Genomic DNA, 25,853 nt, shown 5'->3' on the forward strand with positions numbered 1-25,853 from the left:
TCGATGTCCAAACGCGCATTCGTTCCGGTCCGACTTCAGGTTCCCGAGCCCAAACCGGTGCGGGTCGCTCCACGCGCACCGGACGCCCTTCCCGAACGGGAGCCGCGCAACCTCTGGGTGATGATCGGCATGCCCGCGCTGATCGTCGCGCTGATCGGCACCATCGTCATGCTCTACGTGTCCGGGGTGCGCAGCTTGGGATCGGGCATGTTCCCGATGGTGGGCATGGCGGGCCTGGGCATGCTGATGTTCTCCGGGCGATTCGGGCGGGCCCGCAAAATCAGCTGGGGCGAGCAGGAAAAGAACCGGCGCAGCTATCTGCGCTCCCTGGACGGCGAGCGCGACGAGATCCAGAAAGCGGTCTGCGCCCAGCGCAATGCCCAGGAGTTGGTGCACTCCAACCCGCAAGACCTGGGCGCGGTCATCGGCGGGCCGCAGATGTGGGAGCGTCGCCGCTCCGACGCGGACTTCCTGGACGTGCGGGTGGGCGTCGGCGTGCAGCATGCCCCGGACTCGGTGTTGTCGGTGCAGTGGCCGGAGATCCCGATCGACGAGGAACTGGAGCCGGTCACCGGCCAGGCGTTGCGCGACTTCATCCTCGAACAACGCAAGATCCGCGACATCGCGAAAGTGTTCAACCTGCGCTCCCGCCCGGGCTTCAGCTTCGTCGGCGAGGACCTGGATGAAGTCCGCTCGCTGCTGCGGTCGATGCTGAGCGGGCTGGCGGTTTTTCACAATCCGCTTGACGTCAAATTGATGGTGGTGACCCGGCACCCCGAGCTGTGGTCGTGGATGGTCTGGCTTCCGCACAACCAGCACGACGAACTGTTCGACGCCTGCGGGTGGCGGCGCCTGGTGTTCACCAGCCCCACCGAACTCGAGGCAACACTCGGCGCCGACCTGCATATGAAAGGCAAGCGCGGCGCCTGGCGGCCGCCGTCGGCACCGAGTCCCACCACCATGGGATCGGCGTTGGAGACCGGCGCTGACGGGCACGATCTGGGTCCGCACTGGCTGATCGTCGACGACAACACCGGCAGCCCCGAGGCCTGGGAGAGCGTCGTCGGCCGCGTCGGCAAGGAAGGCATCACGGTGCTGCGGGTGGCGTCCCGGCTCGGCACCGGTGTCGGGTTCGCCCGCGACGAGATCTTCGAGGTGATCGACCACGCGGCCCGCCACCACAGTGCCGAGGACCCGTCCCCGGACCATGACGGCGACGGGCGCGGCGCCGGCGCGTCACCGCGGCCCATGGTCCGCGCCGGCGGCAAGTTCTTCGCCCATGCCGACCAACTGTCGGTGCCGCGCGCCTACCGCTACGCGCGGGCGATGGCGCGCTGGTCCCCAACGGCCAGTGTCGACGTCGCCGACGCGGGCAGCGGCGCCCTGGAACTGTTGCGCGCGCTGGGAATCGACGACGCTCGCGAGCTGAACGTCGACCGGCTGTGGGCCGAGCGGCGCAGTCGCGGCGACGAGCGCTGGGCGGAGATCCCGGTCGGAGCCAAGCCCAACGGCGAGCTGCAGAATGTTGTGTTGCGCGCAAAAGACTTCGGCGGCTTCGGTTTCCACTCGGTGGTGATCGGCACCAGCGGTTCGGGCAAGTCGGAGTTCTTCCTGTCGCTGGTGTACGGGATCGCGCTGACCCACTCACCGGAGACCTTCAACGTGATCTTCGTGGACATGAAGTTCGAGTCCGCGGCCCAGGACATCCTCGGCATCCCCCATGTGTCAGCGGCCCTGTCCAACCTCGGCAAGGACGAGCGACACCTCTCCGAACGGATGCGCCGAGCCATCGACGGGGAGATCGCCCGGCGCTACCGACTGTTCAACTCGGTCGGTGCGCGCGACGCCAACGATTACGAGGAGATCCGGCTGGCCGGGCGCGACCTGGAGCCGGTGCCCATCCTGCTGGTGGTGATCGACGAGTACCTGGAGCTGTTCCAGAACCACTCCAAGTGGATCGACCTGATCATCCACATCGGCCAGGAGGGCCGCGGCGCCAACGTCTTCTTCATGCTCGGCGGGCAACGCCTTGACCTGTCGTCATTGCAGAAAGTCAAGTCCAACATCGCCTTCCGGGTCGCCCTGCGCGCCGAGTCCGGTGACGACAGCCGCGAGGTGATCGGCTCGGATGCCGCCTATCACCTGCCGTCGAAGGAGAACGGCTTCGGGCTTTTGAAGGTCGGCCCGCGCGACCTGGACCCGTTCCGCTGTTTCTACCTGTCGGCGCCGTTCGTCGTCCCCAAGCGCAAGACGTCCTCGGGCAAGACCCTCGACATGACTCTGACCAAGCCCCGGCTCTACACCTGGCAGTACCAGCCGCTGGATGAGGCGGATGCCCAAACGCTGCAGGATATGTCGGCCACCGACGCCGAACCCGACGAGTTCCTTCTGCACGCCGACGGGTTCAAGAAGAAGAAGATCGTCGACGTGCTGCGCGAGTCGCTGATCGCCGCCGACCGCAAGGCGCCGCACCTGCCGTGGCTGCCCCCACTGGAGATCTCCGAGCCGGTCGACGCCCTGGTGGCGCGGTACCGCGGCAAGCCGTGGGACGTCGACTATGGCAGCAACCCCGGGCTGGTGTGGCCGCTGGCCGTCAAGGACATCCCCGAGGACGCCCAGCAGCTGGTGCACTGCGTCGACGTGTTGCGCAGCAACGTCATGGTGGTCGGGGCCAAGAGCCGCGGCAAGACGACCACGCTGATGACGCTGATGTGTTCGGCGGCGCTGATGTATTCCCCGGCTCGGCTGACGTTCTTCTGCGTCGGCGGCGCCACGCTGGGCTATGCCGAGACGCTGCCGCATGTCGCCGACATCGTCTCGCCCGCCGACCGCGAGGGCGTGGAGCGCACCGTTGCGACCATGGCCGCGCTGATCAGCGCCCGGCAGGACACCTTTCGCCGCGACAAGATCGACATCAACGAATTCCGGGAGCGGCGCTTCGGTTCCGGCGGCGAAAGCCTCGCGGGCACCGACGCAGGCGATCCCTACGGTGACGTGTTCCTGGTCATCGACGATTTCTCCGACCTCTACGCCGCCGACACCATGCTCGGCGACCGGATCATCGCGCTCAGCGGTGTCGGTCCCGAGTACGGCGTCCACCTGATGACCAGCGCGTCAGGCTGGATCCACGGCCAGCGCCAGACGTTGCTGCAGAACTCCGACGTGCGCATCCAGTTGCGCTTGCAGAACCCGGGCGAGAACGAGATGGGCACCGCCTCGCTGGACGCGCGCGACGCCGCCAAGCGCACCGTGAACCGGCCCGGCTTCGGTTTGACCGAGTCGCTGCACGAGATGCTGATCGGAGTGCCGGAACTGGCGGCCGAGGACGGGGCCCGGATCGGAACCCGCGAATTGGGGACGCGGGTCGCCGAGGTCGCGGGCGTGACCAAGCACGCCACCCTCAAGCGGCTGCCGCCCGCGGTGGCGCTGTCGGAGGTCCTGGCCTACGACGTGGCACAGCGTCCGCCCGCCCAGACCGCCCCGTCGATCGCGTTCATGATCGGCGAGCAGCACGACCTGCTGCCGGTGCCGCTGATGCTGTCCGAACACCCCGGAATGATGATTCTGGGGCGGGCCCTGTGCGGCAAGAGCGCCACCCTGGCCGCGATCGGCGAAGCGGTGATGGCGCGGTTCAGCCCGCAGGAAGCCCAGATCACCATTGTCGACCCCAAGACCGGACCGCTGCGCGACCTGCAGGGCGCCGGCTACGTCAATGCCTACGCCTACGACCAGGACGAGATCGACGAGGTGCTGACCACGCTGGCCCAGCAGGTCCTGCTGCCCCGGCTGCCCGCCAAGGGTCTGAGCCAGGAGGAGCTGCGTGCGCTCAAGCCCTGGGAGGGCCCGCGCCATTTCGTGTTGGTCGACGACGTGCAGGACCTGCGGCCGGCGCAGATCCATCCGGCCAAGCCACCGGTGGGCGCGGCACTGTGGAAGTTGATGGAGCGGGGCCGCCAGATCGGCCTGCACGTCTTCGCGACCAGGAACTCGTCCAACTTCGGTCAGCTGGAGATGGACCCCTGGGTCAAGACCCAACGCGCCGCCAAAGTGCCCACCTTGTTCATGGACAACGACCCGCAGAACAAGGTCAATCGGATGGTGCGGGCTCAGGCCCTGCCCGCCGGCCGCGGGTTACTGGTCAACGACTCCGAAGTAGAAGGCGTCCTGGTCGGAGTGCCGTCATCAATGATCCACGATTTCGAGCAGCAATAACCGGTATTTACATCGTGAAGTGACGGCGGCCCGATATCGGTTTACGATCGACTCCGACCTGCCAACGTCGGCATATCAGCGATGAGGCATCGGGAGGAAATTATGTTCTCTGTAGAACCGGAAGCAGTCCTGGCGTCATCGGGCGTCGAAGCGGGAATCACCGCCGAAACGGAGGCGGCCGCCTCCGCGGCCAGCCCGGCCCTGCTGGGCGTTCTGCCGATGGGCAACGACCCCGATTCCCTCGCGTTCCAGGCCGCGCTGCTGGCCTCCGGAACCCAATACCTGGGCATCGTGGCCGAACACTCGGCGCAACGCGGACTGTTCTCCGGCGCGCAGGCCACCGCCTCGGGGGTCTACGGCGCCACTGAGGCACTGCGAGCCGCCACCGTCGCACTCGGCGGCTAATCCGTGGCCGACCCGGGGTGGGCCGCCCGCACACCGGAGACCAACGACATGTTGATCAAATCCGGCGCGGGTGTGGTGACCATGCTGACCAATGGGGCGGCATGGACGTCGCTGGGTGTGGCCCACCACGCGTCGGGTATCGCCTCGGCGGTCAACACCGCATTGACCTCGATCGGATGGGTCGGTGCCGGTTCGGAGGGATCTGTTCTCAACGCCACCCTGCTGAACGTGGCCCTGCACGGACTGGCGGGCTGGGTGGACGTCAAGGCGCCGATCGTCGCGGCGGCGGTCGAGGCCTACCAGCTGGCCTACGGCAGCATGCGCACCACCCAGGAGTGCGAGGAGAACCGGATCGAGACCGCCACCGACTACGGGATCAATCCGTCGGTACTGGGGGCGTTGACGCCGCGCATCACGTCGCTCGAATTCGAGTACTTCGGCCTGTTCTGGCCCAATAACGCCGCGGTGGGCGCGTCCTACGGGGCGGTGCTGACCGCGCTCACCTCCAGCCTGACGGTTCCCGCGCCGGTGGCAGGGATGGGCGCTTCGCCCGCGGCGCCGGCGGCCGCGGCCAGCGCCGTCGGCCAAGCGGCATCGCAGGCCGCGGCCGGCGGCGCGATGCGCGCCGCCTACACCGGTACGTCGTCGGCAACCAATGCCGCCGGCCAGGGCGCCAACGCCGCCCAGGGCATGGGCTCACAGATGAGTTCGATGCTGGGCCCGGTACAGCAGATCGGCTCGACGCTGATGCAGGCGCCGCAATCTCTGATGCAGATGCCGCAGTCGATGATGAGCCCGATGCAGTCCCTGATGGGCATGTTCATGAACCCGAGCATGCTGGGCGGCGCTCTCAATCCGGCCGGGGCCGGCGGGGTTCCGGCCACGGCGATGCTGGCCAATGCGACGGTCTCACCCGGTGCGGGGGGCTTCGGGGGTGGCGGAGCGGGAGCGCCGGTGTCCGCGTTCACCCGGCCGGTGAGCGCATTCGAGTCCGGCGGCGGCCGTCCGGTCGGGTTGCGGCCCAGTGGAGCGCTGGGCTCCGTCGAGTCCCAGCGGGTGACGGCCACCAGCGGCGGCGGCATGGGCGGCATGCCCATGGCCCACGGCGCCGGGGCGGGCGGAAAAGGCCAAGGCGACCGGTCCTCCGACCGGACCAACACCGTGCGAGTTGTCGACGACCGGGTGTGACCTGGGCGTTTGCTGAAGACAGGGTGAATCGACACATCCGAAAGGAGCCAATACACTACCGCCAGCTACATCCCGCCGAACCCGGGGGGGTTGTTCTACAACCGAGGAGGAAACGATGGCAGCCATTGTCGTCACGCCCGAACTGATGCGGAACACCGCGTCGAAGTTGTCGCAGCACATCGAACACGCGCAGGCGATCGCCAACCAGTACCTGGCCGACCACGAGAACATCCTGGGCGCTGGGACGTGGGACGGTGGCGGCTCCAAGGCCTCGTATGCCACCGCCGCGCAGATCCACGAAGACGTACAGAAGGTCCTCACCGGCGGCCACCGCCTGACCGAGGGCCTCAACCAGGCCGCTGCCCTGATGGAGTCGCACGAGTCCCACTCCGAGCACGCCTTCCACTCGCTCTTCGGCGGACAGTCCGCCTAACCCCCGACCCCCAAACTCGAAAGGACATCGATCCCCATGGCAGACAGTGGCGGTATCACTTACAACCCCGGCCCCGTCTCCGATCACGCCCACAGCGTGGTCAGCAGCGCCGGCACCCTCGACCAGATCCATCAGGACTCCCACCAGCTCACCCAGATGCTGACCGAGTACTTCGCCGGCCACGGTGCCACCGGCTTCTTCGAAGCCCAGGCCCAGATGCTGTCCGGCCTGCAGGGCCTGATCGAGACCATCGGGCAGCACGGCTCCACCATCGGCTCCGTGCTGGAGGGTGCCATTTCGACCGACCAGACGATCCAATCGCTTTTCTGATCGGACCCCGATCGTCACCGAGGTGGGGTGTCTGCGCGAGCGGCGCAGATGCCCCATTTCGTGTGTCAGGCCGGCTACCGGAGACCACAGATGAGACGAGGGTGACGTGCTGACAACGACGCTCGACGGGCTGTGGGTGCTGCAGGCCGTCACCGGGATCGAAACCCTCTGCCCGGAACTGGGGCTTCGTCCCCTGCTGCCCCGCCTGGACACCGCCGAGCGGGCGCTGCGCCATCCGATCGCCGCGGAGCTGACCGAGATCGGTGTGCTCGACGACCAGGGCGACGTGGACTCGATGGTCCGGGAATGGCTGACGGTGATCATGCGGCGCGACATCGCGCTGATGCTGAACCTCAACTTCCCCGGCCGGCCCTACGGCGACCCCCAGCACATGACCCGAGTCTCGATCAGCCGGTTCGCCTCCTGGTGGGTGGTGCTCGAACGCCATGACCAAGAGGTGCGGCTCTATCCCGCCGGCAGCGCCACCGACCAGGCGGCCGCGGGCGATCTGCTGGTCGGCCAGATCGAGCGGTTGTGCGGTGTCACCGAGGCCGCCCAGCTGCGGCCGGTCACCCTGGAGACCAAGGAGCTGCTCGAGCGGGTCCACGACCAGGACAGCCTCCGTCGATACCTGGCCGCACAGCGGCTCGACATCGACCAACAGCAGATCGTGGCGATGACCGCCGACCCGGAGGTGTCCGGTCAGGCCAACATCGTTGCGATCCAGCCCGGTGCGGGCCCCGAGGAGCTGGCTCGAATGGCGATCGGGGATACCGCGGTGCTGATCTCCGACACCCCGGCCGGCCGCGTCTGCGTGGAGAACATCGACAACGGTGGCCGCCGCTACCAGATCGTCTCCCCCGGCACCCGTGCCGATGTCGCCAACGCGATCCTGCGGCTCATCGCTCGTCTGCCGGCCGGCGCGGACTGGCATTCACACCGGCGGGTTGTGTGACAGTGAATTCACATCTTCACCATTACCGTGCATTACCGTCCACCGTCAGAAACGTTGCAAACGCCGAATCAGCAGCCGTGTTAACATCACGCACGTGACGAGCCCATGGAATAGCCAGAATATGCCTGACGAAGGCTCATCCGGGCGGTGGGATCCGACATCCGGTCACCGCTACCGGGATTCCGTATCGGACTCTATGCGCATTTCCGACCTGGCGACACCACGCAAGATTCCGCCCGGTTCGGGCTGGCGCAAACTGGTCTATGTCGTGTCGGCGAAAGTTATTAATCCAGGCGAATCTCCGCGCGAACGTCATTACCGTGATTTGCGCAATAGAATTCGTCGGCACATCCGGCGTCAGTACGTGATCACGTTGGTGTCCGGAAAGGGCGGCACCGGCGTGACGACGATGACCGCCGCTATCGGCAGCGTATTTCGGGAATGCCGACCGGAAAATGTGATCGCGATTGACGCTGTTCCGGGCTTCGGAACCCTGTCCGATCGCATCGACGAGCACCCGCCCGGTGACTACTCGGCCGTTCTGAGCGACACCGACGTACAGGGGTATTCCGATATCCGTGAACACCTCGGGCAAAACGCCGTCGGCTTGGACGTCCTGGCCGGCAACCGCACCTCGGATCAGCTCCGCCCGCTCGTCCCGGCCATGTTCAGCGGGGTGTTGTCGCGGCTGCGGCGAACCCACAACGTGATCCTGGTCGACACCGCGGCAGACCTGGAGCACCCGGTCATGAAGCCGGTGTTGGAGAACACCGACACGCTGGTCTTCGTCTCCGGAATCACCGCGGACCAGTCCCGGCCGGTGCTGCGGGCGGTGGACTACCTGGCCTCGCAGGGTCACCACGAGCTGGTGTCCCGGGCCACGGTGATCCTCAACCACTCCGCGCAAGGCGAGGACAGCGCCGCGGTGGCCTATCTGACCGAACGGTTCAGCAAAACCGGCGCCACGGTGGAGGTCATGCCGTATGACGCCCATCTGGCGAAGGGCGGAATCATCGACGTCCACAACGAGGTGAAAAAGAAGACCCGGCTGCGGTTATTTGAAATAACCGCCGGTCTGGCCGACAAGTTCGTGCCCGACACCGAAAGGTAAGCGCGGTGACTTCTCCGACACCAGCTAAAGTCGCGTTTCCGGCACGCTGTGCGGTGAGTCTCGCATACGACAAACACCTCGTGTCCCAGGTCTTCCCGGCCGGTATTCCGGTGGAGGAATTCTTCGAGGGAATGGTCGAGCTGCTCGACGAGGATCTGCGGCACCACGGTTTCGACGGGGTGGCTCTCCCCCCGGGCAGTTACGAACTGCATAAAGTCAACGGCGTACGGCTGGACATCACGCGCAGCCTCGACGACCTGGGCGTTCAGGACGGCGACACCCTGGTCCTGGTCCCGGCGGTGGGCGGCGACTCCTTCGAGCCGCAGTACGAATCGCTGTCGAGCGCCCTGGCCGCGACGGCCCGCCGCCTGGGCACCCAACCCGAGATCAAGTGCCAGGAGTGTGGGCACAAGGCCGACGAGCAGACCGTGACCCGGCTGCTCAACGTCAAGGTCGATCGGATGTTCGCCCCGGTCACCGCGTTGACCGCCGCGCACACCGCGATCGGGCTGATGGCCATGGCCGTGGTGGTGCTGTCGGCGCTGGCGGTTCGGGCCCGAATGTTCAGCGACAGCTGGCCCCCCGCCGCGGTCCTGGCCGGCCTCGGCGGACTGCTGGCGCTCGGTGCCACGGTGATCCGGCGGAACTGGCCCGCCCGCGACGACCTGTTCAGCGGATTCGGCTGGCTGGCGGTGGTCGCGCTGTCCTGCGCCGCGCTGTGCGCGGCACCCGGGGCCCTGGGCGCGCCCCACCTGATGATCGGGGTGACGGTCCTGGCGTTGGGCGCGATCGGCCTGAGTGTGCTGCTGCGTTCGCAGACCGCGGTGGCCACCGCGATCGTCACCGCCGCGGGAATCGGCGGGGCGGTGGCCGCCGCGCGGATGTGGCATCCGGTATCGCCGCAGGTCATCGGTATCTGCATGCTGCTGGGCCTGCTGATCCTGTTGCGCATGTCGCCGACGATCGCGCTGTGGGTGGCGCGGGTGCGGCCACCGTACTTCGGTTCGATCACCGGGCGGGACCTGTTCGCCCGCCGCGCCAATATGCCGATCGACACGGTCTCTCCCGTCACCCCGGAGGACGGCGAGGACGACGAGGACGACCTGGTCGATATCTCGGCGCGCGGTACCGCGATCGCGGCCTCGGCGCGGTTGATCAACGCGGTGCAGGTCGGGATGTGTGTCGCGATCGCCACGGCGCTGCCGATCGCGGTGTGGATGGTGCTGGACCCGGGCGGGGCCCGGCCGCGCGGCGCGCTGGCGCTGTGCGGTCTGGTGGCGGGCCTGTTCATCACCCAGGGTCGTGGTTTCGCCGGCCGTGTCCAGGCGATCGCCCTGGTGGGCGGGGCGTGCGCGGCCGTTCTGACCGGAATCGTGAAATACGCACTGGCGAACCCGGGCGACACCGCCGGGGGGTTCTTATGGCCGGCCGCCGCCGTAGCGGTCTTCGCCGGGCTCGGGGTGGCCGCCGGACTGTTGGTCCCGGAGACCAAGTTCGTGCCCTGGATCCGGCTGGCCGTCGAATGGCTCGAAGTACTGGCGTTCATCGTGGTGGGGGTGCTTGGCGCTTGGCTGGGAGGACTGTTCGTGTGGGTGCGCAACTGAATCGCCTGCGCGCCCGCGGGGCCGCGGTCACCGCGGTGATGCTGCTGGTGAGTCTGTCGAGCGGCTCCCCGATGGCGCAGGCGATCGAGCCGCCGTCCGTCGATCCGGCCCTGGTGCCCGCCGACGGCGTACCCGGGCCGGACCAGCCGATGCGGCGCTCGAATTCCTGCAGTGTGCCGATCACCGTCAGCAACCCCGATGTGGCCCAGCTGGCACCCGGATTCGACATGCTGGGGATCGCCGCGGCATGGCAGTACTCCACCGGCAACGGCGTTCCGGTGGCCGTGATCGACACCGGCGTCACACCGAACCCCCGGCTACCGGCGGTCGCCGGCGGCGACTACATCATGGGTGGCGCTGAGGGCCTGGGCGGTCTGCAGGACTGCGATGCGCACGGCACCATCGCCGCCTCGATCATCGCCGCGGCCCCGCTGGGCGTGCTGCCGATGCCCCGCCCGATGCCGGAGGTCCCCGCCTTCCCCCCGCCGGCCGGTCCGCCACCGAGTATCGGCGAACCTCTGCCGCCGGCCGATGTGCCCGGCCCGCCGGCACCGCCGCCGATCCCGGCTCCGGTGACCATCACCCAGGTGGCACCGCCACCACCCCCGCCCCCGCCTCCCCCACCGCCGGAGGGTGCCGTGGCACCGGCCTCGGGGCCGGCCGATCCGCAGACCGAGGACGAGCCGGCGGTCCCCCCGCCCCCACCGGGCGCCCCCGACGGTGTCGTCGGGGTGGCACCGCACGCCACCGTCATCTCGATCCGCCAGTCGTCCCGGGCGTTCGAGCCGGTCAACCCGCAACGGTTCGGCTACGACGACGAGCGGGTGAAAGCCGGCACGCTGGCCACGCTGGCCAAGGCCGTCGTCCACGCGGCCGACCTGGGCGCCAAGGTGATCAATATTTCGGTGACCTCCTGCGTCCAGGTGGCGGCCGGACTCGACCAACAGGTGCTGGGGGCGGCGCTGTGGTACGCGGCGACGGTCAAGGACGCGGTGGTCGTCGCGGCCGCCGGCAATGTCGGCGAAGCCGGCTGCGCCGACAACCCGATGTTCGACCCGCTGAACCCGAGCGATCCGCGGGACTGGAACCAGGTCAAGGTGATCTCAAGCCCGTCGTGGTTCTCGGACTATGTCCTGTCGGTGGGCGGCGTGGATGCCACCGGGGCGCCGATCGACAAGAGCATGGCCGGTCCCTGGGTGGGGGTGGCCGCGCCGGCCACCCACGTGATGGGCCTGTCGCCGCAGGGCGGTGTGCCGGTCAACGCCTACCCCCCGATTCGGGTCGGCGAGAAGAACATGCCGTTCTGGGGCACCAGCTTCTCGGCCGCCTACGTCAGCGGCGTGGCCGCCCTGGTCCGGGCGAAATACCCTCAGCTCACCGCGCATCAGGTGATCAACCGGATCATGCAGACCGCCCACAATCCGCCCGCCGGCGTCGACAACCGGGTGGGCTACGGCTTGGTCGACCCGGTGGCGGCGCTGACGTTCAACGTGCCGGCGGGTGACCCGCTGGCGCCGGGGTCGCAGCAGCGGGTGATCACCCCGGCTCCGCCGCCACCGCCGCCGGATCATCGGGCCCGGACCGTTGCGCTGGGGTTCCTCGGCGTGATCGCCGCGACCGTCCTGGCCGCCGCGATCACCGCGCGGATCCGGAGGGCCACCAAGTGAGCCAGAACCGGGTCCGGCTGACCGGGTTCACTGCGTCGAGCAACCGGCGGCTGCTGTGCGCGGCGACGATCGCACTGTGCGGTCTGGCCGGCTGGACGCTGGGCGGACTGGTCGGCGCCGCGGTGGCGGTCCTGGTGGCGGTGCTGGTGGTGCTGGTGCCGTGGTGGGGCCAGCCGGCGTGGTCGTGGGCCCGGCTGTGGTTGCGGCGCCCGTCGAAGGCCGCCTGGAGCGAGCCAATCACGGTGGCCAACAACCGCGCCGGCGGCGGGGTGCGCATCTCCGACGGTGTGGCGGTGGTGGCAGTCCACCTGCTGGGCCGGGCGCATGCGGCGACGGTGGCCACCGGCTCGGTGAACGTGGAGACCGACAACGTCGTGGACGTCGCCGAGCTGCTGCCGATGCTGCGTCACGCGCTCGGGCTGGTGCTGGAGTCCATGAGCGTGATCAGCATCGGGGCGCGCCGCGCCACCACCGGCGACTTCCCGCGGGTCTACGACACAGAGATCGGCACACCACCGTATGCCGGCCAGCGGGAGACCTGGCTGCTGCTGCGATTGCGGGTCATCGACAACACCGCGGCGCTTCGCTGGCGCACCACACTGGGTGCCACCGCGGTCGCTGTGGCGCAACGGATTGCCGGCCTGCTGCGTTGCGAGGGCCTGCGCACCCGGGTGGCTACCGCCAGCGACCTGGTCGAACTGGATCGGCGGCTCGGCGGGAGTTCCCTGCAGGCCGGCGCCGAGCGCTGGAAGACGCTGCGCACCGAGGGCGGCTGGGTGACCACCTATGCCTATCCGGCCCGCCAGATCAGTGCCCAGCTACTGGCCCAGGCATGGACTCTGCCGGTCGATGAGGTGATCCAGAACGTCACGGTGTTCCCGGATGGAACGTGTACGGCCACCGTCACCCTGCAAACACCGCAGCCGGCCCCGACTCCCCCGGCGGTGGTGCTGCGCCGGCTCAACGGGGAACAGGCCGCCGCGCTGGAGGCGAACATGTGCGCCCCCCGCCCGCGGTTACGCGGCCTGCGGCCCGGCCGGTTACCGGCGAACCTGCCCATCGAGATCGGTCCGTCGGGCGTCCTGATCGGCAAGTTGGCAAACGGCGACCGGCTGATGGTGCCGCTGACCGACTCAGGCGAGTTGAGCCGGGTGTTCATCGCCGCCGAGGACCTGATCGCCAAGCGCATCGTCATCCGGGCGGCCGGCGCCGGGGAACGGGTCTGTGTGCATACCCAGGACAAGGCCCGCTGGGCCAGCGTCCGAATGCCCGAGGTGGCCGTGGTCGGTGAGTCGAGGCCGACTCCGCGCAGCACCGTCAGCGTGGTGGACGGGCCGATCGCGCCGTCACCGCGGCCGGCCACCGTGATCACGGTGGCGCCACCCGGGACACCGCCCCCACCACCGGATGCGGTCGAGGTCAGTATCGAGCAGATCGACCGGAACGCGGTACGGGTTGCGGCCGGCGGAAAATCGTGGCTGGCTACGGTGGAGTTGTTCCGGGCGGAAAACCGGTACTGCAGCCCGGAGGCGCTGGCCCCGATGTCGTCGCGATGACACCGCACCGCATCGGTTGTCAGCGGAGAGAACCTGGACGCGCGACAGAGGACGACAGACATTGAGTGACTTGCTGGCGGCCCGTCGACACTTCGACCGGGCCATGGTGAGCATGGACGGGCGCTACGGCACCCCCGACGCGTTGTCCGACTTCGTCGCGGCAACCGAAGCCGATCCCTCCATGGCCGACGCGTGGCTGGGCCGCATCGCCTGCGGCGACACCGACCTGGACACCCTCAAGCGTCTCTATGCCAACAGCGACTGGCTGCACAAGGAGACCACTCGGCTGGGGCGGCACCTGGCCGCTCAGATTCCGCTGGGGCCGTATCTGTCGATCACGGTGACCGATGCCTCGCATGTGGGTTTGGCCCTGGCATCAGCGCTCACCGTCGCGGGTGAATACGAACGCGCCGACGCCCTGCTGACCGACAGAGCCCTGCTGGACAGCTGGATCAACCACCAGTGGCACCAGCTCGGCCGCGCCTACCTGATGTTCGTCACCCAGCGGTGGCCGGATCTGCTGACCGTGGCCGCCGAAGAACTCCCCGACCGCGCGATCGTCATGCCGGCGGTCACCGCGTCGGTGTGCGCCCTGGCCGGCTACGCGGCCGCGCATCTGGGCCAGGGCCGGGTGGCGCTGGACTGGCTGGATCGCGTCGACATCACCGGGCAGACGCGTTCCTCGGAGCGGTTTCCGGCCGGTGTGCTGACCGCGTCGATCAACCCCAGCGAGATCCCCTTGCTGGCTGCCGATCTCGCCTACCTGCGCGGCATGGTGCACCGCCAGCTCGGCGAAGAGGACAAGGCGCAGGTCTGGCTGTCCAAGGCGGCCATCAACGGTGTGCTGACCGAACCGGCCAAGGCCGCGCTCGCCGAACCGAATCTGCGCCTGGTGGTCACCGAGGAACAGATCATCGACAGTCGTACCGACCGTTGGGACGCCGGCTCGGCAAAGAGTCGTGCGGAACTCGACGAGCACAATGCGCTGGACCGTCGTGCTGAGCTGCTGGAGCAGGGGCGCGCCGAGCTGGAGAAACAGGTCGGCCTGGCGGAGGTCAAGCGCGCGGTCAAGGCGTTGGAGGACCAGCTCGAGGTCCGTGCCATGCGACTCGAACACGGCCTACCCGTGGAAGGCCAGACCAACCACATGCTGCTGGTGGGCCCGCCCGGCACCGGCAAAACCACCACCGCCGAAGCGCTGGGCAAGATCTACGCCGGCATGGGTATCGTGCGTAACCCGGAGATCACCGAGGTGCGCCGTTCGGACTTCTGCGGCGAGCACATCGGATCGTCCGGTCCCAAGACCAATGAACTGATCGAAAAGGCCTTGGGTGGAATCCTTTTCATGGATGAGTTCTATTCGCTGGTGGAACGTCACCAGGACGGGACTCCGGACATGATCGGTATGGAGGCCGTCAACCAACTGCTGATCGCGCTGGAGAAGCACCGCTTCGACTTCTGTTTCCTGGCGGCCGGCTATGAAGACCAGGTCGATGAATTCCTGACCGTCAACCCCGGCCTGGCCAGCCGGTTCAATCGCAAGATCCGGTTCGAGTCCTACTCACCCGAAGAGATCGTCGAGATCGGTGAACGCTACGGATCCAGTCGCGCGACCGAACTGAATCCCGAAGCGCGCCAGCGGTTCCTGGATATGGTGACCACGATCCGTGGCTACGTCAGCCCGCGCGGTGAGCATGGCATCAACGTCATGCACAACGGGCGGTTCGCTCGCAACGTGATTGAGGAAGCCGAACTGGCCCGCGATACCCGGGTAGCCGCCCAAAAGCGTGCCGGGAAGCCAGTGACGATCGACGACCTCAAGACCATCACCGCGGTCGACATCGACGCCGCCGTGCGCGCCGTGTGCCACACCAAACGCGAGATGGCCGCTCTGAACTGGTAGAACGGCAAGCCACTGTCAGACCGGGCTGGCGCCGTATCGCGTCTCGAAATCCGACTGGGCTTCCTCGCGCAGTGCGGCGAACACGAGATTGAGGCGGTCCGCCAACTCGCTGTAGGTGTAATCGCTGACCACACACGGGTGCAACGTCAGCTCGAGCAGCCGCCCATCGGAGTTGGCCACAGCACGGACATCTCCGAGATCTACGCTGTAGGTTGTGTTCTCAGCCTCGGCTACCAGCGCTTCCCATTTCTCGGCGGCCTCGCGCAGATCCCGCAACACGGACTCAACGAGGTCCTTGTCGCTGAGTTCCGCGCGGCTCTCCGCCCCCGACATTGGCTAAGTATGTCCAGCCGGTGTGAACAGCGTCAATTCATCGACGCCGGCTATGTCTGTGAATCCCACAAGCTCGCCGGTGGTACGTTCAGCGTCCGAAACCAGCCGTAGTGGTAATTGGCCGAGACCGTGTCTCCGGTCGCGATGCCTTCGGTGGCGGCCAACAGCATGCAGTTCAGCACCAAGGCGATATCGGAGTCGGGATACTGCGCCAACAGCTGGTAGCGCATGGTGTCCAGATGCACACGCAATAAGTCGATTTCGGCGTCCACCACACCCGTGCCGGCGGCGCCCGCCTTCGCCAGCGTGTTGGCCATCCGCGGAATTCCTTCGCGCCAGTGAGTGGCCTCGCTGAGCTGCCAACCGAGATCGGCGATGGGCGCCAGCGTGCGGGGCTGTACCGAGGTGTCGGTCACGGCGAAATCACTCGCCCACCCGAGACGATCGCCGGGGCTGTAGCTGGCCGACTCCGTCGGGTTGCCCAGCATCTCGGTGGCGGTTCCGTTCCGACGGCCGGGTTCCAGCAGCTGTACCCCCTCCGGCAGCTCGATCCCCGAGGGAATCCATCCGTTGGCGATGTCGGTGACCAGTCGGGTGGTGCCGTCGGCCAAGGTACCAATCGCCCAGCGCAGTCCGGGTTCCTGACGGGCGACGAAGGCAAGCAGACGCTGGAGTCGCTGTTCGTCGGATTCGGCGACCGCCGGCGCGACGGGTTCGGGCTGGGCCGCCGCGGGTGGTTCCGGGGCTGCGGGAGCCGGTTCGGCCGGCGAGAGGACGACCGGTTCGACCGGCGGGAGGACAACCGGCTCAACCGGCGAGACGAAGACCGGCTCGACCGGCGAGGCCTCGATCGCTTCGGTCGGGAATGCGACCACCGGTGGTTGCTCGTCCTCGGCGCTCTCGATCACGCTCGGCGGCGGAACGTACGGCTCAGCGGGGAGCTCGGGTTCGAGTACCTCCGGCGTCGTGGCTACCTCTGGTGCCGGCGGCGGCGCAGTCGCCGGCAGCGGGTCGAGTGGCGCCGCCTTAGGCTCGGCGGCGAAGGTTTCCGGCTGCCGATGACGCGCCCGTTGGGCAGATACCTCCGAAGGTTCCTCGGGCGGATCGGGCGGGCGTGGCATCTCGACCGGTTCGGCCTGGACCGGCGCCGGGATCGGAGACCGAACCGGGGCCGGGGCCGGGGCCGCGTCGAGGCTGATGTACTCCCTGCCGAACTCCAAGGCCTCCTTGTGAAGTAGGCGCACCGTCGACTCCACCCGGAGCACGGCGAAAGCCCTGGCGACATTGATGACCCGGGACTCGGCGGCTTGACGGGCCGGGCCGGCCAGATCTGATCGACTGATGGCGGAGAGCTTCTCGTTGGCCGAATGCGCGATTCGCTGCAGGTCGGCGTTGAGATAGTCGGCAAGCGGCGCTGTCTCGGGGGTGACCGTCGCCAGCTCGGCGGGCCACAGACCGCCGAGCACCCAGGAACTGCAGTCGACCGGCGCGCTGAAGGCCGGGATCGTCAGTGATTCCCGTGCCGCGTTCCGGAGACGCTGCCGCGCCGACCGCCGACCGAAGAGTGCCACCGCGCAAGCGTACCGTTGCCGTCCTGGCGCTCTGGTCCGAATTCGCCCTCACCCGGCCGCGCCGCCCACACTGTTCGGACTTCTTTGCACAACCACTGTGCGCGGTGAATTGTCAGCGCCCGAGCCGGTCGGTAGCGTGCAAATCGTGGCTGATGTCGGGTCCCCCGGGACGGGGTGTGCAGCGCAGTTGAGCGAGGTACTCGCCCTGCTAGAGCGGGCCCGAAACCTGTTTGGCGACACGGTGGTTGATCCTCCGGCAAACATCGCACCCAACGCTGAGGTCGCCGGAAGATGGGTTCTTTAGCGACCTGTTTTCCCGCCCGGGTGCAGTTTGTGGGCCGACAGCCGCTCGGCAGCTATCCTCAGATCGTCATTGGTGGGCACCGCGGCCGAGGGTGCGTGCCCGGTGGTGACGATCTCGCCCCGGATCTCTAACGCCGCCTTGAGAAACGAGACGTCCGCTGCCAGGACGATAGCCTCTGCCAGCCGATGCACGTCCGTGTCCATCACCGCCTCAGTGAGCACCACACTGTGCAGATAGCCGCCGCGACAAGACCGGAACAGCACATCACCACTGGGGTGCAGCGTGTCGAATGCCGGATTCGGCTCAGTCATCGGCGCCCGTCGGTGAGGTGCCTGAAGGCACTGGCGGCATCGTCTTCATTCTTGTTCCACGTCGCCGCCGCGCGGTTCAGATTGTCGGACACCGTCGAATGCTCGCTGGACTGGTCGTCGTAGCAGTCCTTGCGTGCGTCGAGCAACGACGCGGCCGCCTGGCGAAAGTCGCCGTAGATCGGACCGAGCGAGTTCAGGGTCGCCTGGATTCCCTCGTGTGAGGCCGAAACGGTGGACAGGTAGTCCGACGCCTCTTGATGGTTCCCGGCCGCGTTGGTCAGAACGTCCTGATTGACGTGGATCTTCTCGGGCATGTTCCACCTTCCTGGCTAATCGACGATGACTGTTGGAGCCGGCTTTTTCAAGCTCAGGTGGCCATTGAGCGCCCGCGCCGGCCTGGTCTCTGCCGGATCGGCGGGCGGCGCGGGCTCCTGGGCCGCGGCCGGCGGATGCTGCCATCCCAGGAATCCGGGGCCACGCAGATTCTCGACGAGGTGCACCTGCCCGTCGAGCAGCGCCTTGCCCGCGCCGACAGCAAGGGCATGGCGGTCGGTGAACACGCCGATGTCGCCCGGCCGCAGGCCGGCCACATCGACTGCGGCGACCACCGGTGTGCCGGGCGGCGGGATGTGGATGCCCTGGCTCCGAAACGCCTCCACCACTGGCTCTCCGTCGGCGACGGCCTGCATCGCCGCAGCCAGTCGCGGGTTGGCTACGGTCATGGTCTCGCCGTCGGGCAACCGCACGCTCACGGGGTCCTGCTCCCCCGGGTTCTGCGTCGACGTATCACCGTCAACCGCCTCGGCGTCGGCACCCTCGGGCGCTTCGGCGGCAGCTGCATCGTCGGGCCCGAACTCCTCGGCGGGCGGATCGTCACGGCCCACTCCAGGCGCCAGGCCGGTCAACGGAAATCCTGCGGGCATAGCGGCCGGCATCGCACCGAAGCCCGGCCCATCGGCACCTAGGCCCGGGACCATCGGCGTGGGCAATTGGGGCAGCCCCTGCCGGGTCTCCGGGTCATCGGCCTCGGGCTCGTCGTCGGCCAATACGTCCAGGTAAGGATCGGTAGCCGGATCCGGCGGGAGCGCCTGCTCATCCTCGGCGGGCGTCGGGCCGGCGCGATCATCCGATTGCGCGGCCGCATACAGCGCCGTCAAGGCGGTGGCGAGCTCTTGCTTGGAGACGTCATCGTCGTTGGACTCTTCGACGACGGCGATGATCTGCCCCAATTTCCCGATCAAGAATCTCTGGAACTCGCGTGCGCCCGCGGCGGTGCTCAGGTCCCACGATCGTGCGGCACCGGCAATCTCTGACTCGAGGTCGTCGAGGCGACGTCTGCCTGCCAGCGTCGTCTTGTGTGCGTGGCGCAGCGCTTCGATGATCTGCCGGTCAAAGTTCGCGGTACTCGACAGTTGCTGCGCCAGAGCCGCTTCGGCCTGCCTCATGGCTGACGCCGACCGGCCCTGTTGTTGATCACCGGGCGCCGGATACGCCGAGCGCAAGCGGCTCAGGACGCTGTCGTAGCCCGATGGCGGCAACGGCAGGGTCAGTGCCGCCTGGGCCATGCGTGTCGCCTCACCCGCGCGCCCGGCCCTTTCGATGCGGTCGATCGCATCGCGCACATCGTCGCGGGTAGCCATCTCCTCAGCCCAACATCGCTGCGCCGGGCCGACGCTCGGGAGCTGACCGCTTCATGGCCGGTGACTGTACCGACGCCCACCGGGGCCGGCAATTCACCCGGGAACCCGTTGTGGACAAGCCGATCACGGCACCGGGCGGCGAATCGCCACATGCGCGCCGAGGGGGCTGATCTGCACTGTTGCTCCGGCGTGCGGGGCTTCGATCACCCGGTTGCCACCGATCGCGAGCTGAACGTGTCCGGTGCTGGGGAACACCAGGTCGCCGGGCCGAATCTGGGAGCGTGGTACCGAGATTCCTTCGTATATCTGGGTATAGGTAGTGCGCGACAGTGGCACGCCGGCCTGACGATACGCCCACTGGGTCAGCCCGGAGCAGTCGAACCGGTCTGGACCGGTCGCGCCCCACACATAGGGTCTGCCGAGCCGCGACAGTGCGGCGCGTACCGCCAACCCGGCACGAGTGTTGGGCAGCCGCAATCGATCCAAACCCACGGGCCGCCGCCGCGCCCCCCGGTAGCGCAGCCGCCGCAGCCCCGTACGGTGGGCACGCGCGCGATGTTGCGCCGAGACGACGTGGGCATGTTGGGCGCGTAGTCGTGCCGCCCTCCGGCGCATCGCCTCCCGGTGCGCCAGAGGCGTGTCGGCGGCCACTGCCGAGTCTGCGCGGGCAGCGGAAATGACGCCGCCGGTCTGCTGGTGAGCCCGAGCGTGGTCGGCAATCACGGCGGCCAGCATCGTTGTGGCTTGTGCATCGGTACGTGCGTTGGCCAACAACAGATCCCGTTGGGAAAGCACTGCTGTGCGGTACCGGTCATGGGCGGCACCGGTAGCGATGTTGGCGTTGCGCTCCAACAGCTGGGCGTAGCGGTCCACCCCGGACTCCAGTGACACGGGCCGTGGATTGCCCGCGAACAGCTCATTGGCGCGCGTCAGTAGCTCCAACTCACCATTGCTCACCGTTATCCCCCTTCGTCGCCACCATCTGTCGCGTCCATGGATCCGTCGGCGAATGCGCGGACTCGGGCCAGCGCCCCGGGCGGAATGACACCTCGGTTGCGGATGTCCCACATTTCCTCGGCGCCGACGCCGATCAACGCCGCGATCACCGGTTCGGGCAGCGACGACTGTGCGCAGGCCCGGTCGAAGCGGGCGGTCAGGCTGCCGGGCATCCGTTGCAGTAGGTCGATGCGGGTGGCTTCCAGGGCCTGTAGGTGCCCCATCAGTCGGGCGGCGTGATCGGCGCCCGCGTTGACCGCCACCCGCCAGGAGCTGGCCGCGAGCATCTCCGCCTTCACGCACTGCGTGATCACGGAAAGAATATACGTCTCGTATTCGTCTGATGCTTCCGAAGGAAGTCTCGCTATCACCGAACGGAGCGCATCGAGCTGCGCCTCGGCGTATCCCTCCAGCACCTCGGTGTCGCTGTGGCGGTCGACGACGATGGCCCCGGCGGGGCGGGCGGCGGACGTTTGCGGCCCGGCGGCGGAGGTCAGCTGAGCCAGTTCGGCGTCCGCGTCGTCCGCTACCAGGAGCCGAGAATAGGTGCCCGGCGGCAGGCCAAGACCATTTTCAACCTTCTGAACTGTGCCTTTATGGGGTTTCCGGGCGCCACGCTCCAGGTAGCTCAACCCCATGATGCTCACGCCGGTGGCTGCTGCGAGGTCGGCCAGCGACCAGTCACGCGCTTCCCGCAGTGCTCGAATGGCCGCACCCGCCGCTTCGCGGCTCATTGTTGCGCCCCGGCCATGGACGGATAGTACACAGCCTGGCCCTTCACTACTTACATATATGTTTTTATCAACTTCTGTTGCGTTTGTCGTATTCGATCGTATACGTTTCCATCTACGTTATCCGGTCTGTCCCGAGGAGGTCCTTCCGATGGCACCCCCCTGCTCCGCCAATCCCGAACTGTGGTTCGGCTACCCGGATGCCGACGCGTCCGACGGCGCCGCCAAGGCCCGGGCCTATGAACAGTCGTCCACCGAGGCGCGGTTGCAGTGCCTGCGACGCTGCCCGCTGGCGCAGCAGCGCCGGTGCGCGGCGCTCGCCGTGGAACGCGGCGAGGAGTACGGGGTGTGGGCCGGCGTGAAGCTGCCCGGCGGCCAGTACCGCAAGCGGGCCGAACTGGCCCGGGCCCACGCCTTGCTGCTCGCGATCGCCGCCGGCGAGATCAACACCCGCGAGCTGCCCGACAACCAGACACTGTTGACCAACCACGAGCGTGAGCAGCTGCCGGTGACAGCGACGGTTTTTCACCTGCCCGCCGGGCGGATCGACCCTCGGTCAGCGGCGTGACCAAGCCGGTCCACGGCATGAGTCGGTAGGATCGCCCCAGCGGTATGGCGCACGGCGCGGAGGTGGACAGTTGAGCAACCTGGAGGGCACCTCGACTGAATTCGCCTGTGCCGCAACCCCCGAAGATCACATCGAGGTGCTGCACCCCCGTGAGGTGCCACTGGGCGGAGCGCGTGCCATCGGGGTCCGGCGCACGTTGCCGCAGCGCGACCGCTCGCTGATCGGCGCCTGGTGCTTCGTCGACCATTACGGGCCTCACGACGTCGCCGACGGCGGCATGGACGTGCCCCCACACCCACACACCGGACTACAGACGGCGACCTGGCTGTTCAGCGGGCGCGTCGAGCACCGCGACAGCGCCGGCGTGCACGCGGTGGTGAACCCCGGCGAGCTGAACCTGATGACCGCCGGTGCGGGCATCTGCCACTCCGAGGTCTCGGTCGATCCCCGGGCGGCTCCGGTCCTGCGCGGCGTACAGCTGTGGGTGGCCTTGCCCGACAGCGCCCGACACACCGCACGCGACTTCACCCACTTCGCGCCCGAGCCCGTCTCGCTGCCCGGCGCATCGGCTCTGGTGTTCCTCGGCGAGCTGGCCGGGTACCGCTCCCCCGTCGGGTCGTTCACTCCCCTGCTGGGCGCCCAGCTCGACCTGGATCCGCGCACCGAACTGGCGCTCGACGTCGATCCCGCATTCGAACACGGCGTGCTGTGCGACCTGGGCGCGATCAGCCTCGGCGGCGCGGCTCTGGGTGTCGGTGCGCTCGGCTATCAAGGCCCCGGTCGCGCGGTGCTGGCGCTGCGCAACACCGCCGACTCCCCCGCCCGGATCCTGGTGCTGGGCGGGGTGCCGTTCGGCGAAGAGTTGGTGCTGTGGTGGAACTTCATCGGACGCACCCACGACGAGATCGTCGAATTCCGGCGCCGCTGGCAAGACGGCGACGAGCAATTCGGCCAGGTCAGCGGCTATCAGGGTCGCCTGCAACGGTTGCCCGCCCCGCCGATGCCGCCGCTGCGGCTACGGCCGCGACGGCCCCGCACCGGGTAGCCGATCCCGCTCTCAGCGAATGGTGCCCGCTCCCGGGATCAGCGGCAGGTCCAGTGCCGTCACCCAGCCCGGCGGAAGGTCGTTGACCGCCGGCACCGCGTTCAGCGCGCGCATCCCGGTGGCCAGGCAGCCGGCCGTCGCCGCGTCGCGACCCGAACCATCGGTGAAGTGAAACGCCGTCTCCTGCGAAATACTCGGCGTCCCTTCGATATCGACGCGGTAGACGTCGTCCTGGGTGCCCGCCGGCCAGTCCGGCGCGGCATCTCGACCGATCCGGTTGACGTGCTCGAGTTGGATACGGGTCTCTCCCCGGTAGATGCCGTTGATGGTGAACCGCACCGCCGCGACCTGGCCGGCGGCGATGACGCCTTTGGCGGTCGTGCGTTCGTTCGGCGTCACCCAGGTGTCCCAGGTGGTGGTGATCTCGTCGAGCTCGATCCCGGCGGCGTGCGCGATCATCGGCACGGTGCCACCCCAGGCGAAGATCAGCACCTCGGGGATCTTGAGCACGGGCTGGAAGTCGGGGTCGCGGCCGATCCCCATCTCGTTCTCGTAGTCACCGGTGTAATTGGTGTAGTCCAACAACTCCGAGGCGCGCACCTTGCGCACCTCGGCGCAGACCCCCATCAGAGTCATCGGGAACAGGTCGTTGGCGAAGCCCGGGTCGATGCCGGTGGTGAAGCATGATGCGCCGCCGTCCTCGCACGCTTGAGTGATCGGTGTCAACAGGTCCGGCGGGTTGAGCTTGAGGCCGGGCCACACCCACGGGGTCATCGCGGTGGAGCAGACGTCGATGCCGGCACGCAGGAAGCGCGACATCAACGCGATATTGTCGCCTGCGCGCGCGGCGGTCGGGCCATAGTGCACCAAGGCGTCGGGCGCCAAGGCGATCAGGGCGTCGACGTCGTCGGTGGCGGTGACGCCGACGTGGGGGATCCCGCAGATCTCACCGACGTCACGCCCCACCTTGGCGGGGTCGCTAACGCCGACGCCGACCAGTTCGAACAGCGGATGTTTGACGATCTCGGGGATGACCAACTTCCCGACAAACCCGGTGCCCCAGACGACGATCCGCTTAACCATCTGCCATCCTCTCGTCCCCCGGCGTCGCTTCAGGCTACGGCGTGAGCAGCACCTTCACCACGTCTCCGGACCGCGCCGCCACCGCACGATAGGCCTCGGCCGCGTCGTCCAAGGCCATCTCGGTGGTGAAGATCCCGTCCACCGACAGTCGCCCGGATTGCAGCAGCGGCACCAGCTGCGGCCACGTCTGTTGCACCGGCGCGGTGGTCATCCGCAAGGTGGCGCTGCGCAGTAGTGCCGGCAACGCCGGGAACGGGAAGGGTTGCAGGTCATGCACGCCGACCACCGATACCGTCCCGCCGGCCCGTATGGCGTTCAGCGCGTCGGACATGGTGGTGTCCGAGCCGACCGCGTCGATCACCGCGTCCACGCCGCGTCCGCCGCTGAGCTCCATGGCCGCGGCCGTGGTCGGCGGCTCTGCCGGGGTCACGCCCATCAGCGCGGCCCGTTCCCGACGTGCCCGCACCGGATCGATACCGAGAACCGTTGCTGCGCCTAGGAACAGCGCGCTGCGTGCCGCACACAGGCCGACCGCGCCCAAGCCGATCACCGCTACGGTGCCGCCGACCGGGATGTCGGCGCGCAGCGCGGCCGCCCATCCGGTGGCGAGGTTGTCGGTGAGCAACAGGGCTTCGGCGTCAACGATCCCCTCGGGGATGCGGGCGAGCTGAAAGTCGGCTCCCGGCACGGCAAGCAACTCGGACTGCGCGCCACCCAACAGCCCCGATCCGAAGATCTGCGGGCCCGAGTGACACCGGATGGGGTCGAGGGTGCCGCACCCGTCGCAGTGCCCGCAGCCCGCGACCGAGGAAACCATGACCCGGTCGCCGACCCGCACGGAGTTCACCTGCGAGCCGGTCTCGACGACGGTGCCGATCGCCTCGTGACCCAGCGGAACCGGGTCGACGATCGGGTAGTCGCCTTCGTAGAAGTGCAGGTCGGAACCGCAGATCGCGGTCGCGGTCACCTCGACGATGGCGCCGTCCGCGCCGGGCAGCTCGGGGTCGGGGCGGGTGTCGACTCGGATCGACCCGGGCCCATCGATTACGACACTGCGCATGGCTTCATCCTTCAAATCCTGTGGCTAACGCTTGTACTTTGCCGAGCACGTCGGGGTAGCGCTTGAGATGCGCGCCGCCGTTGACGTCGAAGGCCGATCCGGTGATCCAGCCGGCGCGCTGCGAGGTCAAGAAATCCACGGTCTGCGCGATGTCCTCGGGGATACCCGAGCGCCCGAGCGGGGTGTTCTCGATGTACTCGTCGGTGAGCCCGGGCACCATCGCCAGGCCGGCGACCAGGGGAGTGTCCACCAGGCCGGGGGAGACCGCGTTGACCCGGATGCCGCGGGGGCCCAGCTCCAGCGCGGCCACCTGGACCAGCATCAGGACCCCGGCCTTGGCGCTGCAGTACGCGGCCATGGTGGTGCCGGGCTGGCGGCCGTTGAGCGAGGAGATCGCGACCACGCTGCCGCCGTCTTCGAGATTGCGGGCCGCGTGTTTGATCACCAGCATGGTGCCGGTCAGGCAGACATCGATGGTGGTCTGCCAGCCGGACAGCTCGATGTCGGCGATGGGCCCGATGATCGACAGGCCGGCACAACTGACCACCGTGCGGACCGGACCGGTTTCGCGGGCGAGTGCGAATGCCGCTGCGACACTGGCCTCGTCGGTCACGTCGGCAGCGACGGCGGTGGCCGCCCCTCCCAGTCCATGCGCCGGTCCCAGCTTCGCCTCTCCTCCGTCGAGCCTCGCTGAACCGGCGAGTTCGGCGACGCGGGCACGTGCCGCTTCTTCGTTGATGTCGGCAATCACTACGTGGTCGCCACGAGCGACCAGGGCGTGCGCGGTGGCCAACCCGATCCCGGACGCGCCGCCCACGATCAGGGCCACGGGTTTCTGAGTCGTCAT

General features: G+C 68.1%; 23 protein-coding genes. 13 read left to right on the forward strand and 10 right to left on the reverse strand.

What is annotated here, in order from left to right; all coding sequences use genetic code 11:
* Positions 1-3 precede the first annotated feature (3 nt).
* The 11 genes from eccCa (at position 4) to eccA (ending at position 15,364) form a co-directional block, all read left to right on the forward strand.
* Complete coding sequence (gene eccCa / locus ACJH5R_RS21170; protein ID WP_406782835.1) at positions 4-4,212, forward strand: type VII secretion protein EccCa; 4,209 nt, start codon at positions 4-6, stop codon at positions 4,210-4,212.
* A gap of 99 nt (positions 4,213-4,311) precedes the next feature.
* The gene (locus ACJH5R_RS21175; RefSeq protein WP_406759547.1) at positions 4,312-4,617 is read left to right on the forward strand and encodes a PE domain-containing protein; all 306 of its coding nucleotides are present in this window, start codon (positions 4,312-4,314) and stop codon (positions 4,615-4,617) included.
* Between the two features lie 3 nt (positions 4,618-4,620).
* Entirely contained in the window at positions 4,621-5,805 is a 1,185-nt protein-coding gene (locus ACJH5R_RS21180) for a PPE family protein (RefSeq protein WP_406782836.1), read from the forward strand.
* 115 nt (positions 5,806-5,920) lie between these two features.
* On the forward strand, positions 5,921-6,238 hold the full coding sequence (locus tag ACJH5R_RS21185; RefSeq protein ID WP_308485092.1) for a WXG100 family type VII secretion target: 318 nt from the start codon (positions 5,921-5,923) through the stop codon (positions 6,236-6,238).
* Between the two features lie 36 nt (positions 6,239-6,274).
* Positions 6,275-6,568, forward strand: a complete 294-nt coding sequence (locus ACJH5R_RS21190) for a WXG100 family type VII secretion target (RefSeq protein WP_065041726.1) — start codon at positions 6,275-6,277, stop codon at positions 6,566-6,568.
* A gap of 106 nt (positions 6,569-6,674) precedes the next feature.
* Positions 6,675-7,523 (forward strand): ESX secretion-associated protein EspG, encoded by an 849-nt coding sequence (locus ACJH5R_RS21195; RefSeq protein WP_406782837.1) that lies wholly within the window; start codon positions 6,675-6,677, stop codon positions 7,521-7,523.
* Positions 7,524-7,617: 94 nt separating this feature from the next.
* Positions 7,618-8,634, forward strand: coding sequence for a MinD/ParA family protein (locus tag ACJH5R_RS21200; RefSeq protein WP_406759548.1), 1,017 nt, complete (start codon positions 7,618-7,620; stop codon positions 8,632-8,634).
* A gap of 5 nt (positions 8,635-8,639) precedes the next feature.
* On the forward strand, positions 8,640-10,238 hold the full coding sequence (gene eccD, locus ACJH5R_RS21205) for a type VII secretion integral membrane protein EccD (protein ID WP_406759438.1): 1,599 nt from the start codon (positions 8,640-8,642) through the stop codon (positions 10,236-10,238).
* A complete protein-coding gene (gene mycP, locus ACJH5R_RS21210) occupies positions 10,223-11,905 on the forward strand; it encodes a type VII secretion-associated serine protease mycosin (RefSeq protein WP_406759439.1) in 1,683 nt (560 codons plus the stop codon). Before eccD ends, mycP begins: the two co-directional genes overlap by 16 nt.
* Positions 11,902-13,461, forward strand: a complete 1,560-nt coding sequence (gene eccE / locus ACJH5R_RS21215) for a type VII secretion protein EccE (RefSeq protein ID WP_406759440.1) — start codon at positions 11,902-11,904, stop codon at positions 13,459-13,461. Before mycP ends, eccE begins: the two co-directional genes overlap by 4 nt.
* 103 nt (positions 13,462-13,564) lie before the next feature.
* Complete coding sequence (gene eccA / locus ACJH5R_RS21220) at positions 13,565-15,364, forward strand: type VII secretion AAA-ATPase EccA (protein ID WP_406782854.1); 1,800 nt, start codon at positions 13,565-13,567, stop codon at positions 15,362-15,364.
* A 15-nt stretch (positions 15,365-15,379) separates the two neighbouring features.
* Here eccA and ACJH5R_RS21225 read toward each other — a convergent pair whose 3' ends face one another.
* From ACJH5R_RS21225 to ACJH5R_RS21255, 7 genes are all read right to left on the reverse strand, one after another.
* Complete coding sequence (locus ACJH5R_RS21225) at positions 15,380-15,697, reverse strand: DUF2710 family protein (RefSeq protein WP_406759441.1); 318 nt, start codon at positions 15,695-15,697, stop codon at positions 15,380-15,382.
* Between the two features lie 50 nt (positions 15,698-15,747).
* Positions 15,748-17,268, reverse strand: a complete 1,521-nt coding sequence (locus tag ACJH5R_RS21230; RefSeq protein WP_406782838.1) for a DUF5631 domain-containing protein — start codon at positions 17,266-17,268, stop codon at positions 15,748-15,750.
* Between the two features lie 300 nt (positions 17,269-17,568).
* Positions 17,569-17,883 (reverse strand): DUF2694 family protein, encoded by a 315-nt coding sequence (locus ACJH5R_RS21235; protein ID WP_406782839.1) that lies wholly within the window; start codon positions 17,881-17,883, stop codon positions 17,569-17,571.
* Complete coding sequence (locus tag ACJH5R_RS21240) at positions 17,880-18,197, reverse strand: type VII secretion target (RefSeq protein WP_406782840.1); 318 nt, start codon at positions 18,195-18,197, stop codon at positions 17,880-17,882. Before ACJH5R_RS21240 ends, ACJH5R_RS21235 begins: the two co-directional genes overlap by 4 nt.
* Positions 18,198-18,212: 15 nt before the next feature.
* Entirely contained in the window at positions 18,213-19,523 is a 1,311-nt protein-coding gene (locus tag ACJH5R_RS21245) for a DUF4226 domain-containing protein (RefSeq protein WP_406782841.1), read from the reverse strand.
* Between the two features lie 123 nt (positions 19,524-19,646).
* Complete coding sequence (locus tag ACJH5R_RS21250) at positions 19,647-20,480, reverse strand: C40 family peptidase (protein ID WP_406759446.1); 834 nt, start codon at positions 20,478-20,480, stop codon at positions 19,647-19,649.
* A gap of 2 nt (positions 20,481-20,482) precedes the next feature.
* Positions 20,483-21,253 (reverse strand): helix-turn-helix domain-containing protein, encoded by a 771-nt coding sequence (locus tag ACJH5R_RS21255; protein ID WP_406759447.1) that lies wholly within the window; start codon positions 21,251-21,253, stop codon positions 20,483-20,485.
* Positions 21,254-21,401: 148 nt separating this feature from the next.
* Here ACJH5R_RS21255 and ACJH5R_RS21260 point away from each other — a divergent pair, with 148 nt between their 5' ends.
* Positions 21,402-21,818, forward strand: a complete 417-nt coding sequence (locus ACJH5R_RS21260) for a WhiB family transcriptional regulator (RefSeq protein WP_406782842.1) — start codon at positions 21,402-21,404, stop codon at positions 21,816-21,818.
* 70 nt (positions 21,819-21,888) lie between these two features.
* Positions 21,889-22,863 carry a pirin family protein gene (locus ACJH5R_RS21265; protein WP_406782843.1) on the forward strand — a complete coding sequence of 325 codons (975 nt, stop codon included), beginning with the start codon at positions 21,889-21,891 and terminating at the stop codon, positions 22,861-22,863.
* Between the two features lie 12 nt (positions 22,864-22,875).
* Here the strand turns inward: ACJH5R_RS21265 and ACJH5R_RS21270 are convergent, their stop codons facing one another.
* From ACJH5R_RS21270 to ACJH5R_RS21280, 3 genes are read right to left on the reverse strand one after another with little or no spacing between them, the layout of a single operon-like run.
* Entirely contained in the window at positions 22,876-23,946 is a 1,071-nt protein-coding gene (locus ACJH5R_RS21270) for a dihydrodipicolinate reductase (RefSeq protein WP_406782844.1), read from the reverse strand.
* Between the two features lie 34 nt (positions 23,947-23,980).
* Positions 23,981-25,006: an alcohol dehydrogenase catalytic domain-containing protein gene (locus ACJH5R_RS21275; protein ID WP_406782845.1), complete on the reverse strand. Its 1,026-nt coding sequence runs from the start codon at positions 25,004-25,006 to the stop codon at positions 23,981-23,983.
* Between the two features lie 4 nt (positions 25,007-25,010).
* Positions 25,011-25,853 carry an SDR family NAD(P)-dependent oxidoreductase gene (locus tag ACJH5R_RS21280; protein WP_406782846.1) on the reverse strand — a complete coding sequence of 281 codons (843 nt, stop codon included), beginning with the start codon at positions 25,851-25,853 and terminating at the stop codon, positions 25,011-25,013.

The organism is Mycobacterium sp. SMC-19 (assembly GCF_045310815.1).
Taxonomy (GTDB): domain Bacteria; phylum Actinomycetota; class Actinomycetes; order Mycobacteriales; family Mycobacteriaceae; genus Mycobacterium.

What these genes read in the sequence shown, in the direction of transcription:
- ACJH5R_RS21275 (WP_406782845.1), bottom strand. Translation starts at nt 25,006, where the DNA reads ATGCGCAGTGTCGTAATCGATGGGCCCGGGTCGATCCGAGTCGACACC.
- ACJH5R_RS21225 (WP_406759441.1), bottom strand. Translation starts at nt 15,697, where the DNA reads ATGTCGGGGGCGGAGAGCCGCGCGGAACTCAGCGACAAGGACCTCGTT.
- ACJH5R_RS21260 (WP_406782842.1), top strand. Translation starts at nt 21,402, where the DNA reads ATGGCACCCCCCTGCTCCGCCAATCCCGAACTGTGGTTCGGCTACCCG.
- eccA (WP_406782854.1), top strand. Translation starts at nt 13,565, where the DNA reads ATGGTGAGCATGGACGGGCGCTACGGCACCCCCGACGCGTTGTCCGAC.
- ACJH5R_RS21245 (WP_406782841.1), bottom strand. Translation starts at nt 19,523, where the DNA reads ATGGCTACCCGCGACGATGTGCGCGATGCGATCGACCGCATCGAAAGG.
- ACJH5R_RS21190 (WP_065041726.1), top strand. Translation starts at nt 6,275, where the DNA reads ATGGCAGACAGTGGCGGTATCACTTACAACCCCGGCCCCGTCTCCGAT.
- ACJH5R_RS21240 (WP_406782840.1), bottom strand. Translation starts at nt 18,197, where the DNA reads ATGCCCGAGAAGATCCACGTCAATCAGGACGTTCTGACCAACGCGGCC.
- ACJH5R_RS21235 (WP_406782839.1), bottom strand. Translation starts at nt 17,883, where the DNA reads ATGACTGAGCCGAATCCGGCATTCGACACGCTGCACCCCAGTGGTGAT.
- ACJH5R_RS21185 (WP_308485092.1), top strand. Translation starts at nt 5,921, where the DNA reads ATGGCAGCCATTGTCGTCACGCCCGAACTGATGCGGAACACCGCGTCG.
- eccCa (WP_406782835.1), top strand. Translation starts at nt 4, where the DNA reads ATGTCCAAACGCGCATTCGTTCCGGTCCGACTTCAGGTTCCCGAGCCC.
- ACJH5R_RS21255 (WP_406759447.1), bottom strand. Translation starts at nt 21,253, where the DNA reads ATGAGCCGCGAAGCGGCGGGTGCGGCCATTCGAGCACTGCGGGAAGCG.
- ACJH5R_RS21270 (WP_406782844.1), bottom strand. Translation starts at nt 23,946, where the DNA reads ATGGTTAAGCGGATCGTCGTCTGGGGCACCGGGTTTGTCGGGAAGTTG.
- ACJH5R_RS21280 (WP_406782846.1), bottom strand. Translation starts at nt 25,853, where the DNA reads ATGACGACTCAGAAACCCGTGGCCCTGATCGTGGGCGGCGCGTCCGGG.